Raw genomic sequence first — 15,260 nt, 5'->3', positions numbered from 1 at the left:
CACCCGAGGACCCAGTCGCCACCCGAGGACCCAATCGCCACCCGAGGACCCAGTCGCCACCCGGGCGGTTCAGCCCAAGGACTCGATGAGCCCGAGCACGGCGGGACCGACGACCACGATCATCAGCGCCGGCAGGATGCACACCATCAGCGGGAAGGTGACCTTGACCGGCACCTTCATCGCCTGCTCCTCGGCGCGCTGACGGCGCTTCACCCGCATCTCGTCGGCCTGCACCCGCAGCACGTCGGCCAGCGGGATGCCGTAGACGTCGGCCTGGTTGACCGCGCCGACGAAGCGCCGCAGGTCGGGGGCCCGGGTGCGGGCGGCCAGCGCCTCGTAGGCCGAGCGCCGCGGCCGGCCGGCGGCGATGTCGTGCTGGGTGCGCACCAGCTCCTCGGCGAGCGCGCCCCGGCCGGTGGTCGCCGCCCGGGACAGCGCGGCCTCGAAGCCGAGCCCGGCCTCCACGGCGATGGTCATCTGGTCCAGCACGTCGGGCAGCTCGCGGCCGATCACCTGCCGCCGCTCCTGACCGCGGCCCCACAGCGCGGCCTGGGGCAGGTGGTAGGCGGCCACCACCGCCAGCACGCCGACCAGGCCGGCCGGGAGCCCGGGCGCCTCGAGCAGCACCAGGCCGCCGATCAGCGCCGCCGCGGCGGCGAGCACCAGCTTGGCCCAGAGCACGCGGGTCATCGTGAAGGTCGCCGGGCGGCCGGCGACGTCGATCATGCGGCGGATCCGGCGGGCCGCCGACTCGGGGGTCAGCGCGCGCAGGACGGCGCCGGCGCCGGTGCCCCGCGCCTCCAGCGTGCCGACCTCGAAGGCGGGTGTGACCAGGCCGCGGGTGAGGTTCTGCCGGGCGACGACCCCGGCCTTCCCGGACCGGGTCAGCGTCACCTGTGCCAGCGCGGCGACCGGGACGACGAGGGCGGCGACGGCGATCCAGACGAGCGCGGGCATCAGAACGTCACCGTCACGACGCGGCGCACCCAGAGCGCGCCGACGACCATGAGCAGCGCGGCCGTGCCCAGCAGCGCCAGCCCGGTGGCGTCGTCCACGAGCCGGCCGATGTAGGTCGGTGACACCAGGGCCATCGCCCCGCCCACGACGACCGGCAGCGTGAGCAGGACGACGGCCGAGGCGCGCCCCTCCGCCGACAGCGCCTGGGCCTGGCGGCGGAGCTGGCCGCGGTCGCGAACGGTGGCGCCGACCCGGTCGAGCACCTCGGCCAGGTTGCCGCCGACCTCGCGGTGGATGGCCACGGCCTGGGCGATCCAGCCGAAGTCGTCGCTGCGCATCCGCTCGGCGACCTCGTCCAGCGCGAGGACGACGTCCCGGCCGACCCGGACCTCGTTGAGCACCCGGGCGAACTCCTCGGACGTGGGCACGGCGCCGTCGTGGGAGACGGCCTCCAGCGCCCGGAGGACGCTGTGCCCGGCCCGCAGGCTGCTGGCCATGAGCCGCAGCGTGTCGTCCAGCTGCTCGGCGAAGGCGGTCCGCCGGCGGCGGCTGCGCACCTCGAGGGTGAGGACGGCGGCCAGCGGGGCGACCAGGGCGAGCAGCAGCCCGCCCAGCAGGCCGGAGGCCAGGCCACCGACGACGTCGCCCAGCAGCGCGCCGGCGACGACCAGGCCGAACACCTGCGCCGGTGAGCGGTGGACGCCGGCCCGCTCCAGCGCGGCAGCCAGCGCGTCGCGGCGTCCGAGCCGGCGCAGCGCACGGTCACCGAGCCGGTGCCCCGCTGCGGCGAGCGCCGGCCGGCCGCGCAGCGCCGGTGCGGCGGTGGGGTCGAGCCGGGTGATCTCCACCCGGGGGCGCCGCGGCACGGCGACCAGCACGACCAGCAGGGCGAGGGCGAGGGCGGCGGCGGCGACGCCGGCCCAGACCAGCGGGGTCACCGCCCGCTCCCCCGGACCGGCGCCAGGTGCGGCACCCCGAGCACCCGCGGCGGCACGGTGACCCCGCGCTCGGCGAACCGCTCGAGGAACCGCGGCCGGATGCCGGTGGGCACCGCCCGGCCGGGCTCCCGGCCGTCCTGCTCACGGCCGTCCTGCTCGCTGCCGGCCGCGGAGTCCCTGCCGGCCGCGTTGTCGCTGCCGGCGGTGTGGTCGAAGACGAAGACGTCCTGCAGGGTGACGGTGTCGCCCTCCAGGCCGAGCACCTCGGTGACCCGGGTGATCCGCCGGCTGCCGTCCCGCAGGCGGGAGACCTGGACGATGACGTCGACGGCGGAGGTGACCTGCTCCCGCACGGCGCGCAGCGGCAGGTCCATGCCCGCCATCAGCACCAGCGTCTCCAGCCGGGCGACGGCGTCGCGCGGGGAGTTGGCGTGCACGGTGGACAGCGAGCCGTCGTGGCCGGTGTTCATCGCCTGCAGCATGTCCAGGCTCTCCCCGCCCCGGACCTCGCCGACGATGATCCGGTCCGGGCGCATGCGCAGGGAGTTGCGCACCAGGTCGCGGATGCTGATCGCGCCCTTGCCCTCGATGTTGGCCGGGCGGGACTCCAGCCGGACGACGTGCTCCTGCTGGAGCTGCAGCTCGACGGCGTCCTCGATGGTGATGATCCGCTCGCCCTCGGGGATGAACGAGGAGAGCACGTTGAGCAGCGTCGTCTTCCCGGTGCCGGTGCCACCGGAGACGATGACGTTGAGCCGGGCGGCCACGCAGGCGCGCAGCAGCTCGGCCAGGTCCGCGCTGAGGGTGCCGCCGGCGATCAGGTCGCCGATCTCCAGCGGCCGGCGGGCGAACTTGCGGATGGTCAGGGACGACCCGCTGAAGGCCAGCGGCGGGATGATCGCGTTGACCCGGGAGCCGTCGGGCAGCCGGGCGTCGACCAGCGGCGAGGACTCGTCGATCCGCCGCCCGACCCGGGACACGATGCGCTCGATGACCCGGCGCAGGTGCTGCTCGTCGGCGAACCCGGCGGCGGTGCGGACGATGCGGCCGCTGCGCTCGACGTAGACGGTGTCCGGGCCGTTGACCATCACCTCGGTGACGTCCGGGTCGTCCAGCAGCGGCTGCAGCGGCCCGTAGCCGAGCACCTCGTCGGTGAGCTCGTGGATCAGCCGCCGCCGGTCCTCCGCCGACAGCGGCGTCGGCTCGTGGGCGATGACCCGCTGGAGGTCGGCGCGCACCAGGGCGTGCAGCTGCTCGTCGGGGATGTCGGCGTCGGACAGCTTGCCGCCGAGCCGCTCGAACAGGGCGCGGCTGGCCCGGTCCTTGAGCTGGGTCAGGGTGTCCACGCCGGCCGGGCGGGCGGCGGCGTCGGCGTGGCTGCCGGTCGTGCCGGCGAGCCGGGACGCCAGCCCCGTGGGCGGCGGGGCGGGGCGGCCCACGACCCGGACGACGACGTCGTCCTCGGGCCGGGCCCCGGCGTCGTCGGGCTGCCCCGCGGCCGCACCGCGGACCAGGGCGAGGCGGGCGCTGAGGCTCACCGGGCACCGGCCCGGCGGCGTCCGCGCCGGCCCTGCCCGGCCGCGGTCTGGGGTGCGAGCCGGGCGACCAGGGACTGCAGGCCGCGGGTGACCGGGTCCTTGCCGCCCTTGACCAGCAGCGGGACGCCGGTGTTGGTCGACAGCGGGACGGCGTCGTGCCGGGGCAGGACGAGGTCCAGCGGGGCACCGACGGTCCGCTCGACGTCGGCCAGGGCCAGGCCACCGGAGGAGCCGGCGCCGTTGAGCACGAGGTGGCGGCCGGCGGGCACGAGCTGCAGCTCGCCGAGCACGTCGAGCTCCTTGCGCAGCCCGCGCACCCCCGGCACGTCCATGCTGCCGATGAGCACCAGGTCGGTGGCCCGCTCCAGGGCGGTCAGCGTGTGGTCGGTCAGCCCCGGGGCGGTGTCGAGCACCACGTACCGGAACTCACCGCTGAGCATGTCGACCAGGCGGGCGACCTCGGCCGGGGTGACCGCGTCGCCTGCTGCCGGTGAGTCGCTGCCGGCGACGACGTGCAGGCCCGAGGAGTGCCGGGTGAGGAAGGTCTTGAGCACGAGCGGGTCGTTGCCGGCCGCGCCGCGCACGGTGTCCGGGAGGGTGAACTCCGGCGCCAGGGCCAGTGCGCTGGCGACGTCACCGAACTGCACGTCCAGGTCGACCAGCACGGTCGAGCCCGGCTCGGCGGCGGCCAGGCCGATGGCCAGGTTGGTGGCGACGGTGGTCTTGCCGACCCCGCCCTTGGGCGAGGCGACGACCACCACCCGGCGGTCGGGCAGGCTGCTCACGGCCGTGGACGCCACCCGGCGGGTCTCGGCCCGGGCGGCTGCCCGCTCCAGGACGGCGGCGACGTCGGCGGGCCCGGCGTGCGGGGAGAGGACGTCGCGGACGCCGGCGCGCATGGCCTCGAGCCAGAGCTCGGGGTCGGCGAAGGCGACGACGACGACGCTGGTGTCCGGGGCCGCGCCGTCGACCTGCCCGGCGATGGCGAAGGACTCCTCCAGCGGGACCTCGGGCCCCAGCACGACCAGCTGCGGGGCATCCGGGCCGGCCAGGTGGCGGAGCAGGGCGCCCTGCGCCAGCGCGTCGACCCCGAGGGCGACGACGTCGCCGCCGCCGGCCTCGGCGAACCGGGCGACGAGGTCGGCGTCGGCACCGATGGTCAGGACGGTGCTCACTGGTCTGCTCCCGTGGTCGTGGCGCTGCTGTCCGGGGAGTTGTCGGCAGGTGCGACCGACTCCTGGAGCGAGAGCCACACGGCGCTCCGCTCCATCCCGGCGATGACCACGGCGGCGTCTGCCGGGGTGAGGGCGAGGGTGACCGTGACGGTCTGCGCGGCACCGGTCAGTGCCGCCGTCCCGGCGTCGCCGCCGTCCACCCGGGTCACCAGCACCTCGCCGACCGCGAGGTCGGTGGTGGTCGGGTCGCCCTGGCTGATGAACACCCCGATCAGGTCTCCGGCGGCCAGCACCCCACCGACCGCGCGCTGCGGCTCGAGGGTGAGGCTGACCTCCTCGGTGCCCTCGGGCAGCTCGACCTCGCCGTCGACGGCCGCCTGCACGGACGGGTCGGCGAAGCGGTCGAACACCAGCTGCTCACCCTTGATGATCTTGGTGGTGGTGGTCAGGCCGGCCACGTCGGCGAGGTCCTCGACGTAACCGCCCACGACCAGCCGACTGGGCACCTCCGCGGTCGTCACCAGGTCCGCGACCTCCTCGACCGGTGTACCGGCCTCGATGACGTCGGCGGCGACGAGCACCGGGACCAGGACGGCGCCGGCCTCCGCGCGGGCGTCGGCGCCCCGGACGTAGCTGATCAGAACGACGGCACCGAAGGCCGCCAGAGCGAGGGCCGCGAGAGCGGCGAGGACACGACGCATGGTGGTCATCCCTGAGGAGAGAGGCTGATGGAGGTGGCGCCCAGGTCGGCCGCCGGCGCGGTGCCGGTGCTGCTGGCCGGGGCGCCCGGGACGACGGCGCGGGTGAAGTAGCCGTAGAAGACCGGCTCGCTGGAGGTCAGCTGGTAGCCGGTGAGGTGGAAGAGCGCGTAGCCGTAGACGTGCGCGCGGCTGGCGCTGAAGATCCGGATCTGGACGTCGTCCCAGACCGGGATCTGCAGGTCGCTGCCGACCAGGCTGTCGAGGTGTGTCGCCGAGCAGCGGTTGGGCAGCACGCTGCTCCAGATGCTGATGTCGATGTACTGGCCCACCGAGGACGTCGACCGGCACACGGTCGAGGAGTCGGTGCCGGTGAGCGCGTGCCCGCCGAAGGAGATGCCGCCGTTCGGGCCGGTGCACAGGTTCAGCCAGCCGGGCTCCCACTCCAGCCGGTGCGAGACCGTGCTGGTCAGCGGGTACTTCGCGATCTGCTCCCGGTACTCACACCAGGAGATCGCCAGCGGCAGCTGGGCGACACCGGTGGACATCGCCCGCCAGGTGGCCGTGGCGGTGGCGGTGACCCGGGTTGAGTCGATGCCGAGCACCGGGGCGAACCAGTGCGCCTGGTCGGCGCTCACCGTCACGGTGACCGTGTTCCCGGTGAGGGCGACGTCGGGGGTGCGCAGGGTGGCGCCGGCCGCGTCGGCGGCGCCGGCGTTCGCGGTCAGCGCGGAGCTCGCCGTCGCGACGGGGTTGGCGCAGGCACCCCGCGCGCAGTCGGTGGCGACGGCGAGCGCCGCGGAGTCGGCGGCGTTGCGGAGCTGCTCGCGGTCGGCGTACAGCGAGGCGACGTCCACCGCGATGGCGGCGAAGCCGAGCAGCGGCACGAGCATCAGCGCCACCAGCACGGCGACGGCGCCGCGCTCGTCGGCCAGCCGCCGCGGGCCGAGGCGGCGCAGCACCCGGGCGGTCAGCCGCATCGCATGGCCGCCGTCCCGGTGAGCGTGACCCCGGCCGACCCGAGGACGCCGGCGACGAACGTGCGGCGGGCGGTGACGGTCACCGTGACCGTGGTGCCGGCCGCGGCGCCCACGCAGCTGGCCGGGGTGATGCTCACCGAGGTCAGCGACAGCGAGCCGGCCGCGGTCTGCACGGCCGACCGCGCCGAGGCCACGGTGCCGGAGGAGACCATCGAGCGGGCGCCCTCCCGGGCCGCCGCCGACAGCGTCGCCTGGGTGTTGAAGGCGGCACTGACCTCCATGATCCCCAGGAGCAGGAGCAGCAGGACCGGCACGACCAGCGCGAACTCGACCGCCGCAGCGCCCCGCTCGCCGAGGAGCCGGCGAACGGGACGGCGACGGAGCCGGGCGGGGCGTCCGGGCACGGAGGTGCTCCTGTCCTGGGGGCGGAGAAGGTCAGCGACGAGGGACGGCGTCGCCGCCCACGGTGGCTCCGGTCAGCTCGCCTTGGCGGGCGCGGTCGGGTTGAGGGTGATGCTCTTGAAGAGGTCGCTGAGGTTGTCGCTGAAGAAGGCGACGGCGATGACGACGGCCAGCGCGATGGCGCCGACGAGGATCGCGTACTCGACGGCGGAGGCACCCTTCTCCTCCTTGACGCTCCGCAGCCGGTCGGCGGTGACGAAGGACAGGGTGTGCAGCGTCTGGAACAGGCTGACCAACGTGATCTCCTGGGGGACCGACCGTCGGCTGGTCGGGTCGGCTGACCCGGGTCGCGGTCTTCCCCCCGTTGATCGGCCGGGCACGACCGGCTGACCAGGCCAGCAGGGCGGGCGTCACCCGCCCGGGTGACGCCCGCCTCCGCTGGTCAGGACAACGGCAGCGCCCACTCCCCCGCGAGCAGCGCGGCGAACAGTGCGCCGGCGAGCAGCGCGGGCCCGAACGGCAGCCCGGTGCTGCGCCCCACCCGCCGGGCGGCGAGGAGGCCCAGCCCGACCAGCGCCTGCAGCAGGAAGCCGAGGAAGAACCCGGCCAGGACGACGGGCCACCCCAGCCAGCCCAGGAAGAGGCCGAGGAACGCGGCCAGCTTGACGTCGCCCATGCCCAGGCCGCTCGGGCTGATCAGCGCCATGACCAGCAGCACCGCGAAGGCGGCTGCCCCGGCCAGCAGGGCATGCCCCCACGCCGGCCAGTCGCCGTCGACGGCGGCAGCCAGCGCCAGCAGCGCCACCCCACCGGCCACGCCCGGCAGCAGCACCCGGTTGGGCAGCAGCTGCTCGCGCAGGTCGACGACGGCCAGCAGCAGGCCGACCGCGACGAACCACAGCCAGGCGACCAGCTGCACGCTCGCGCCGAACCGGAGGGTGACCGCCGCCGCGCACAGCGCCCCGGCCACCTCCGGCCACGGAGCCCCGGCGGCCCGTGCCCGCCAGTCGAGGCGCACCGCGACTCCGCCGCCCTCGGGGGCCGGCCGCCGCGGGGCGACCAGCGCCAGCGAGTCGACGACGCGGCCGGCGACGGCACCGCCCAGCCCGGCGACCAGCGCAGCCAGCAGGGCGCCGGTCACGTCAGCCGGGGGTCGATCGGGGGGCGCACGCCGGACAGGGTGACACGCAGCGGCCGCCCAGCCGGGCAGGTCCGGGTGGAGTCTCACCCTTCGTCAGGTTCGGACGGCGCGCACCAGCCAGCGGTCCTCGGCGTCGTCGACGTCGCTGCACGTCCAGCCGGCGTCGGCCAGCAGCGCCCGGATCCGGGGCTCGGCCCGGACGTCGTCCGGGGTCAGCTCGCGGCCGTGCCGCCGCGCCAGCGCCGCCCGGCCGACCGGGTGGAACAGCCCGAGCCGCGCCCCGGGGGTCGCGACCCGCGCCAGCTCCCGCAGGCCCGCGGCCGGGTCGGGCAGGTGCGAGACCAGCCCGGAGGCGAAGACGACGTCGAACGTCGCGGGCTCGAACGGCAGCTCGGTCACGTCCGCCTGCACCAGCGCGGCGAGCCGGTCGCGGCCCCTGCGCTGCGTCTCGGCGAGCATCTCCGGGGTCAGGTCCAGGCCCACCACGGCGCCCGCAGGTCCGGTGGCGGCCCGCAGCACCGGCAGCGCGCGGCCGGTGCCGCAGGCGGCGTCCAGGACGACGTCGCCCGGCCGCACGCCCAGCTCACCGACCGCCCGCTCGAACCGCGGCCCGTCGTCGGGGAACCTCTCCTCCCACGAGGCGGCGCGAGTACCGAAGAACGCCCGGCTCTCCCCCGCCGTCGCCGGCCCGATGCCGGTCAGCCGTTCGCGCCGGCCGGCTCGGCGTCCGTGGCCGGTGCGGTCGACGGCTCGGTGGTCGCCGACTCGGTGGTCGCTGCCCCCGTGGTCGCTGCCTCGGCGGTCGCTGCCTCCGTGGTGGCTGCCTCGGCGGTCTCTGTCTCGGTGGCTGCGGTCTCCTCGGTGGTCGCCGCCTCGCCCTCAGCGGCCGGCTCGGCGGTCGGGCACGGCAGGCCGGTGAACGCCCGGACGGCCTCGACCAGCGCGGCGGAGTCGGCGCTGCCCAGCACGACGGTGATCCGCCCGACCGGCTCGACCCGCAGCAGGTCGGCCATGCCCAGCGCCTCGGCCAGCGACCGGGCGTCGGCGGCTGCGCTCTCCGGGTACGCAATGCCGGAGGCGGGCCCGTCCGCGGAGTCGCGTGCCTCGCCGATCGTCAGGCCGCCGTCCGTCAGCCGGGCGACCACCTCGGCGCCGGCCTCCGCCGAACCGGTGCCGTTGACCACGTCGACGGTGAGCGCCGCCGCCGACTGGTCCGCGGTCTCGCACGGGGTCGGCGCGGGAGCCGGTTCCTCGACCGGCTGCTCCGGGGCAGGCTGCTCGGGGACGGGCTGCTCCGGCACCGGCTGCTCCGGCACCGGCTGCTCCGGCACCGGCTGCTCGGGGGCCGGCTTCTCCGGCGCAGGCTTCTCCGGCGCGGGCTGCTCGGGGGCCGGCTTCTCCGGCGCAGGCTTCTCCGGCGCGGGCTGCTCGGCGGCCGGCTTCTCCGGCGCAGGCTGCTCGACGTCCGGCCGCTGCGGGACGGGGGCCGGTGCCTGCGGTGCCGGCACCAGTGGCCGCTCGGCCGCGGACACGGGCGGCCTGGGCAGTGCCGGCGGCCGGGACGGGTCGACCGGCGGCAGAGCGGGCGCCGGTCCCGCCGGGGTCGGCACCCGCGGCGGCGTCGTCCCGGCGTAGGTGGCGGCCAGCGAGAGCACCGACGCGACATAGCTGTCGGAGTGGTTGTAGGCGAAGACGGCGCGGGCCTGCCCGGCCGGCGTCGACAGGTCCTTCCCGGCGGCGCACAGGTACTCCCCGGCGGCCGCGGCGGCGTCGTGGATGTTGAACGGGTCGCGGCGTCCGTCGCCGTTCCCGTCGGCGGCGTAGATCGCCCAGGTGGTCGGGATGAACTGCATCGGGCCCACGGCGCGGTCGTGCACGGTGTCGCCGTCGAGGCGACCACCGTCGGAGTCGGTGATCCGGGCGGTGTCACCGCTGCCGGTCAGCGCGATGCCGATGATCGGCGGGCTCGACAGCCCGTCGGTGTGCAGGGTGGCGCCGGCGAAGCGGCCGTGGTTGGACTCGACCCGGCCGATGGCGGCGATCAGCGTCCAGGAGATGCCGCAGTCGGCGTTCGCCTCGGCGGCGGCGGTGTAGGCCTCCATCGCCGTGGACGGGATGCCGCTGGACGCGAGCGGGGAGCTCGCGCCCGATCGCGAGCCCGACCGGTCGAAGGCCGACGGGTCCTGATCGAGGTCGGTGCTCCCGTACCCGTCGTCGTCACCGTTCGGGGTCGAGCTCATGGTGTCCAGGTCCGGGTCGGCGGGGCCGGCGACCCGGGTGGATCCGCCGGACAACCGGGACATCGAGCCCTGGGACTCGTCGACCTCGGCGCCGGCCACCACGGGCTCCCAGTCGGGGTGCATGCCGGGGGCGGCAGCGGCGGCGGGCAGGAAGGCGACCAGCGCGGTGGTGACGCCGGCGGTCACGGCGATCCCGCGGCCGCTCGGGAAGGGACGACGGTGCCGCGGGCTCATGCCCCGGCTCCCCGGCACGCTGTCCGCCGGCTCTCTCGCGTGCGTGGCTGTCGCCGCAACGCTGGGTCAGGCACCAGTTCCCCCTGTGGCCGTCGAGCTGTCCACGCCCGCGCCGCTCGGGACCCGAGGGCGCCGATGACCGCGGACGAGGGGAACGTTAGGCCGCCGGCCCCCTCAGCACCATGCCCAGCCGGTGAACTCCAGGCGTATCGGCCGCCGTCGCCGTCGGCACGGCGTGTCGCCGCGCAGCCCGGCCCAGGCGCCGCCCCCGTCCCGCCTCCGGTGACCGGCTGCCCGCATCGGACAGCGGGCTGCACCAGTCAGTCGAAGCGGGCGACTGGGAAGGCAGCAGTCGGCCAGAGCGGTCGATGCGCACCATCCCCGGAGTCCCGTGCACCGGCGAGGCCGGTCAGACCTGCGCCGCGGGCGACGTCCCCCGACCGGAGTCGGCCAGTGCCACCGCGTCGTCCGCGCCGTCCAGCGCCTGGAGCAGCGCCTGCCCCTGCCGGAGGTGGACCGTCAGCATCCGGCGGGCGACCCCGAGGAGCTCCGCGGTCTGCGGGTCGCACAGCGTGCAGAACACGTTGTTGCCCACTCGCCGGCTGTCCACGATGCCGGCCCTGCGCAGCACGCTGACCTGCTGCGAGAGGTGGGACAGCTCCAGACCGGTGGCCTCGGCCAGCGCGCCCACCGTCTGCTCCCCCTCTGCCAGCAGCTCGAGCACCCGGATCCGGGCGGGGTGAGCGAGTGCCTTGAAGAGGTCCGCCTTGGCCTCGGCCAGTGGTCGACCGGGAGTGAACGGCATGCCGTCATCGTACGAGCGAACACGAAGAGAACGACTTGATAAGTTCATCAAGTACGCAACACGACGCGATCGGGTGACGAGGTGCGATGGCGCGCTGGTGGCGCACAGGCGGCGAGGTCGAGGACGACGACGCCCAGACGCTGGAGACCATGCCCATCGGGCTGATCGAGCTCGACCCCGAGTGGACCGTCCGGTTCGTCAACGCCGCGGCGGAACGGATGGTCGGGTACTCCCGCGACGACCTGCTCGGCCGTTCCTACTGGGCGGCGTTCCCGGCCAACGTGGACAACGAGTTCGGCCGCGCCTTCCGGCGGGCGGTCGACACCCGCGAGCCGCAGAGCGTGGAGGCCTTCTACCCCGAGCCGCTGAACCAGTGGTTCGAGGTGCAGGCCGTACCGACCCCCCAGGGCCTGTGGCTGTACGTCACCGAGGTCACCGCGCGGCGCAGCGCCAGCGAGCGGCTGGCCCTGCTGGCCCGGGTCAGCCACGAGCTGGTCGGCACGCTGAACGCGCCGACCGCCGTCGGGCGCATCCCCCGGGTGCTGGTGCCCGGGCTGGCCAGCTGGGCGACGGTCACGCTGCTCGGCGAGGACGGCGGGCTGCGGGACGCCAGCGGCTGGCACACCGACCCGGCGCGGACGCCGCTGGTGCGCCGCTACGGCAGCGCCGCCCAGGAATCGTCCCCCACGACCGCGCCGGTGCTCCGCGCGCTGACCACCGGCACCCCGGTCCACGTCACCGGCGCGGAGCTGACCGGCCCGGTGCTGGGCACGGTGGCCACCGGCGCCGCCCGCGAGATGCTGCAGGTGCTCGCCCCCGGCGCGATGACCGTGCTGCCGATCCCCGGCCGGGACCGGGTGCTGGGCGCCCTGACCCTGGGCCACGACCGGCACCGGCCGGTGGACCCCGCCGACGTCGCCACCGCGACCGAGGTCGCCGAGCGCGCCGGGCTGGCGCTGGACAACGCCCGGTTGTACGAGCAGCAGCGACGGCTGGCCGAGGAGCTGCAGCGCAGCATGCTCACCGCACCCCCGGAGCCCGACCACGCCGAGGTCGTCGTCCGGTACCTGCCGGCCGCCGAGGCCGCCCGGGTGGGCGGGGACTGGTACGACGCGTTCCTGCAGCCCGACGGCGCCACCGTCCTGGTCATCGGGGACGTCGTCGGCCACGACACGATCGCCGCGGCGTCCATGGGGCAGCTGCGCAGCATGCTGCGGGGCATCGCCGTCAGCGGGAACGCGAGCCCGGCGCAGCTGCTGGGCCAGCTGGACGCCGCGATGACCCAGCTGCAGCTGCACACCTACGCCACCGCGGCGCTCGCCCGGTTCGAGCAGAGCCCGGCCGACCTGGAGCGCGGCGTCACCCGGATGCGCTGGGCCAACGCCGGCCACCCGCCACCGCTGGTCATCCACCCCGACGGCACGATCGCCGAGCTGGCGAGCTGGCGGGGTGACCTGATGCTGGGCGTCGACCCGACCGCGCGGCGCGACGACTCGGTCGTCAGCCTCGACCGCGACACCACCGTGCTGCTCTACACCGACGGGCTCATCGAACGCCGGGACGCCGACCTCGACGACGGCATGGGCCGGCTGCGCGCCGCCGCCGCGGAGTTCGCGGACCGGCCGCTGGCCGAGCTGTGCGACCAGCTCATCGACCGGCTGGTGGACACCACGCCCGAGGATGACGTCGCCCTGGTCGCCATCCGCCTGCACCGGCAGGACCGGCCGCGACCGGACGAAGCCGGTCCGAGGACCGTGCCGCCGACCGTGCCGGCAGACCCCGCCAGCAGCTGACGCCCGCTCCGACCGCGCTCAGTCCCCGGCCGGCCCGGTGGACGCCACCTCGACCGTGCCGAGGGTGCGGATCAGGTCGAACCGGGACGCGTCCTCGCTGCCCGGCTCCGCGGTGTAGGTGACGATGCGCAGGTCGGTGCCGATCACGGTGAACACGTCGCAGTCCAGCGTCACCTGACCGACCTGCGGGTGCACGAAGGTCTTCGCCTGGAACCGGTGCTCGGCCACGGTGCCCTCGGCCCACAACTGTGCGAACCGGGCGTTGGTCTGCAGATCGGCGAGCAGCGCCCGCACCGACGGGTCGTCCGGGTAGCGGATCTGGGCGCTGCGCAGGTCGGAGACCAGCGCCCGCTGGTGTCGTTCCAGGTCACCGTCGCTCCACACGACCTGCGGGGCGCGGCCGGCGAACTCCGCGGCGACCAGGTTCAGGCCGGCCGGCATGTCACCCAGCAGCGCACGCCAGGTCGCATTGGCGGTGAGCAGGGTCCAGTGCGCCGTCCAGACGCCGACCGCGACGTCCGGGAGGCGGGCCAGCAGCCGCTGCACGCTGGCCGGGACGTGCGTCGGGACGGCGTGCGGCAGGGGCGCGGGCAGGCCGGCGGCGAGGTGCAGCTGGTCGCGCTCGAAGTCGGACAGCTGCAGCACCCGGGCGAGGGAGGCGACGACCTGCGCCGAGGGGTGGTCGGCGCGCCCCTGCTCCAGCCGCACCAGGTAGTCGACCGAGACGCCGGCGAGCAGGGCGACCTCCTCGCGGCGCAGCCCCTTGGTGCGGCGCTGCCCGGTGGGGAAGCCGACCGCGGCCGGCTGGAGGCGTTCCCGCCATGCGCGCAGCAGCGCCGCGAAGTCGCCTCGATCGGTCATGGGCTCATCGTCGTCCACCGCGGCCGGGATGGGTGGTACTGCCGGTCATACGGTCGACGAGCACCAGCCGACGTCGCCCGGACGGGCGCAGGGTCGGTGCCATGACGACGACATTGATCACTGGTGGCAACAAGAGCCTGGGCTTCGAGACGGCCCGGCGGCTGAAGGAGCACGGGCACCGGGTGGTCATCGGGGCACGCGACGCCGGCCGCGGGCAGCGCGCGGCCGAGGAACTCGGCGTGGAGTGGGTGGAGATCGACGTGACCTCCGACGAGTCGGTGGCCATGGCGGCGAAGGCGGTGCGCGAGCGGTTCGGCGGGCTGGACGTGCTGGTCAACAACGCCGGGATCTCCGGACCGTTCGCCGCGATCGAGGAGTTCGACGGGCCGGGCGTGCTGGCGGTGCTGGACACCAACACCGTGGGCATCGTCCGGACGACGCACGCCTTCCTGCCGCTGCTGCGCGAGTCGGCGGCGCCGGTGATCGTGAACGTGACCAGCGGGCTGGGCTCGTTCACCGTGCGCGGGGACTCCTCGCGGATCGAGTCGACGCTGCCCACGGTCGGCTACTCGGCCAGCAAGGCGGCGGTGAACATGCTGACGTCGGTCTACGCCCAGTTCGTCCCGGACGTGCGGATCAACGTGGTCGACCCGGGCTACACGGCGACCGACTTCAACGGCCACTCCGGCCCGCAGACCGTCACCGAGGGCACCGACGCGATCGTCGTGATGGCCACCATCGGCGCCGACGGCCCGACCGGCACCTTCACCGACCGGCACGGCGCCGTCGGCTGGTGATGCTCGGGCGCGGGCTCAGGCCCTGGGACTGCTGACAGCCGCGGAGCCGGTCCTCGGCCGGGCACCGGAGGACGTTCGCCTCTGGATGCGCGAGCCGGGGAGGTGGTTCATGGGAGGAGCCGGTGACGGAGCGCCCGCCCCGGCGAGAGGAGACCGACCATGTGCGACCACTGCGGCTGCCGGACCCTGACCCCCGTCGCCCGGCTGATGGCCGAGCACGACCAGCTCCGTGAGCTGTCCGGCCGGATCCAGCACGCGCTGGCCCGGCAGGACGACGCGACGGCGCGCAGCCTCTTCTCCGAGGTGCTGGTGGTGCTCGGGCCGCACACCGCGAAGGAGGACCGCGCGCTGTTCCCGATGCTGCGCGGGGAGGAGGAGCTGGCCGAGCACGTCGACGTCCTCGAGGGCGAGCACGCCGACCTCTACGACACCGTCGACGACCTGACCGACCCCGCGGCGGAGGCGGACCTCCCGGCGTGGCGGGCGGGGGTGCTGGAGTTGCTGCGGCACCTGGACCAGCACATGTTCAAGGAGGACTTCGGCTTGTTCCCGGCCGCGATCGCCACCCTGGACGGCGACGACTGGGACGCCGTGGACCGCTGGGAGCGCGAGCACGGCGGCACCGCGACGACCCCGGTCCAGTCCCGGGCGTGACGGTCGAACCCGGTCGCGCGGCGCACCGCCCGACCGGCGGCGGACAC

The 15,260-nt window shown here is 75.4% G+C and carries 16 protein-coding genes; 3 read left to right on the top strand and 13 right to left on the bottom strand.

All coding sequences use genetic code 11. From position 1 onward, the window contains the following. Window positions 1-69: 69 nt before the first annotated feature. From Q1A09_RS10670 to Q1A09_RS10615, 12 genes are all read right to left on the bottom strand, one after another. Entirely contained in the window at window positions 70-957 is an 888-nt protein-coding gene (locus Q1A09_RS10670) for a type II secretion system F family protein (protein ID WP_299954495.1), read from the bottom strand. Continuing rightward, window positions 957-1,895, bottom strand: a complete 939-nt coding sequence (locus tag Q1A09_RS10665) for a type II secretion system F family protein (RefSeq protein WP_299954493.1) — start codon at window positions 1,893-1,895, stop codon at window positions 957-959. The genes Q1A09_RS10670 and Q1A09_RS10665 overlap by 1 nt, the downstream gene beginning before the upstream one ends. Further along, complete coding sequence (locus tag Q1A09_RS10660) at window positions 1,892-3,433, bottom strand: CpaF family protein (protein WP_299954490.1); 1,542 nt, start codon at window positions 3,431-3,433, stop codon at window positions 1,892-1,894. Before Q1A09_RS10660 ends, Q1A09_RS10665 begins: the two co-directional genes overlap by 4 nt. Beyond that, window positions 3,430-4,608: an AAA family ATPase gene (locus tag Q1A09_RS10655; protein ID WP_299954488.1), complete on the bottom strand. Its 1,179-nt coding sequence runs from the start codon at window positions 4,606-4,608 to the stop codon at window positions 3,430-3,432. The genes Q1A09_RS10660 and Q1A09_RS10655 overlap by 4 nt, the downstream gene beginning before the upstream one ends. Next, a complete protein-coding gene (locus Q1A09_RS10650; RefSeq protein ID WP_299954485.1) occupies window positions 4,605-5,309 on the bottom strand; it encodes a Flp pilus assembly protein CpaB in 705 nt (234 codons plus the stop codon). Before Q1A09_RS10650 ends, Q1A09_RS10655 begins: the two co-directional genes overlap by 4 nt. A 5-nt stretch (window positions 5,310-5,314) precedes the next feature. Beyond that, window positions 5,315-6,286 (bottom strand): pilus assembly protein TadG-related protein, encoded by a 972-nt coding sequence (locus Q1A09_RS10645; protein ID WP_299954482.1) that lies wholly within the window; start codon window positions 6,284-6,286, stop codon window positions 5,315-5,317. Further along, entirely contained in the window at window positions 6,277-6,690 is a 414-nt protein-coding gene (locus tag Q1A09_RS10640; RefSeq protein WP_299954480.1) for a TadE/TadG family type IV pilus assembly protein, read from the bottom strand. Before Q1A09_RS10640 ends, Q1A09_RS10645 begins: the two co-directional genes overlap by 10 nt. Window positions 6,691-6,762: 72 nt before the next feature. After that, window positions 6,763-6,984 (bottom strand): Flp family type IVb pilin, encoded by a 222-nt coding sequence (locus Q1A09_RS10635; RefSeq protein ID WP_299954478.1) that lies wholly within the window; start codon window positions 6,982-6,984, stop codon window positions 6,763-6,765. 146 nt (window positions 6,985-7,130) lie between these two features. Further along, window positions 7,131-7,829, bottom strand: a complete 699-nt coding sequence (locus Q1A09_RS10630) for an A24 family peptidase (protein WP_299954475.1) — start codon at window positions 7,827-7,829, stop codon at window positions 7,131-7,133. 93 nt (window positions 7,830-7,922) lie between these two features. Next, window positions 7,923-8,405 (bottom strand): class I SAM-dependent methyltransferase, encoded by a 483-nt coding sequence (locus Q1A09_RS10625; protein WP_299954474.1) that lies wholly within the window; start codon window positions 8,403-8,405, stop codon window positions 7,923-7,925. Window positions 8,406-8,527: 122 nt separating this feature from the next. Beyond that, complete coding sequence (locus Q1A09_RS10620) at window positions 8,528-10,303, bottom strand: lytic murein transglycosylase (protein WP_299954472.1); 1,776 nt, start codon at window positions 10,301-10,303, stop codon at window positions 8,528-8,530. A 409-nt stretch (window positions 10,304-10,712) separates the two neighbouring features. Then, window positions 10,713-11,108 (bottom strand): helix-turn-helix transcriptional regulator, encoded by a 396-nt coding sequence (locus tag Q1A09_RS10615; protein ID WP_299954469.1) that lies wholly within the window; start codon window positions 11,106-11,108, stop codon window positions 10,713-10,715. Window positions 11,109-11,194: 86 nt separating this feature from the next. Here Q1A09_RS10615 and Q1A09_RS10610 point away from each other — a divergent pair, with 86 nt between their 5' ends. Beyond that, window positions 11,195-12,901, top strand: coding sequence for a SpoIIE family protein phosphatase (locus tag Q1A09_RS10610; protein ID WP_299954466.1), 1,707 nt, complete (start codon window positions 11,195-11,197; stop codon window positions 12,899-12,901). Window positions 12,902-12,919: 18 nt separating this feature from the next. Here Q1A09_RS10610 and Q1A09_RS10605 read toward each other — a convergent pair whose 3' ends face one another. Then, on the bottom strand, window positions 12,920-13,762 hold the full coding sequence (locus Q1A09_RS10605) for a helix-turn-helix transcriptional regulator (RefSeq protein ID WP_299954463.1): 843 nt from the start codon (window positions 13,760-13,762) through the stop codon (window positions 12,920-12,922). 101 nt (window positions 13,763-13,863) lie between these two features. Here Q1A09_RS10605 and Q1A09_RS10600 point away from each other — a divergent pair, with 101 nt between their 5' ends. Together Q1A09_RS10600 and Q1A09_RS10595 are read left to right on the top strand one after the other, a co-directional pair. Beyond that, window positions 13,864-14,559 (top strand): SDR family NAD(P)-dependent oxidoreductase, encoded by a 696-nt coding sequence (locus tag Q1A09_RS10600; protein ID WP_299954460.1) that lies wholly within the window; start codon window positions 13,864-13,866, stop codon window positions 14,557-14,559. 159 nt (window positions 14,560-14,718) lie between these two features. Further along, window positions 14,719-15,213, top strand: coding sequence for a hemerythrin domain-containing protein (locus Q1A09_RS10595; RefSeq protein ID WP_299954457.1), 495 nt, complete (start codon window positions 14,719-14,721; stop codon window positions 15,211-15,213). Window positions 15,214-15,260: the final 47 nt, after the last annotated feature.

It is taken from the genome of uncultured Modestobacter sp., from assembly GCF_947486615.1.
Taxonomy (GTDB): Bacteria; Actinomycetota; Actinomycetes; order Mycobacteriales; family Geodermatophilaceae; genus Modestobacter.
The sequence above is the reverse complement of the archived record's forward strand: the minus strand, read 5'-3'. Positions and strand labels throughout refer to the sequence as shown.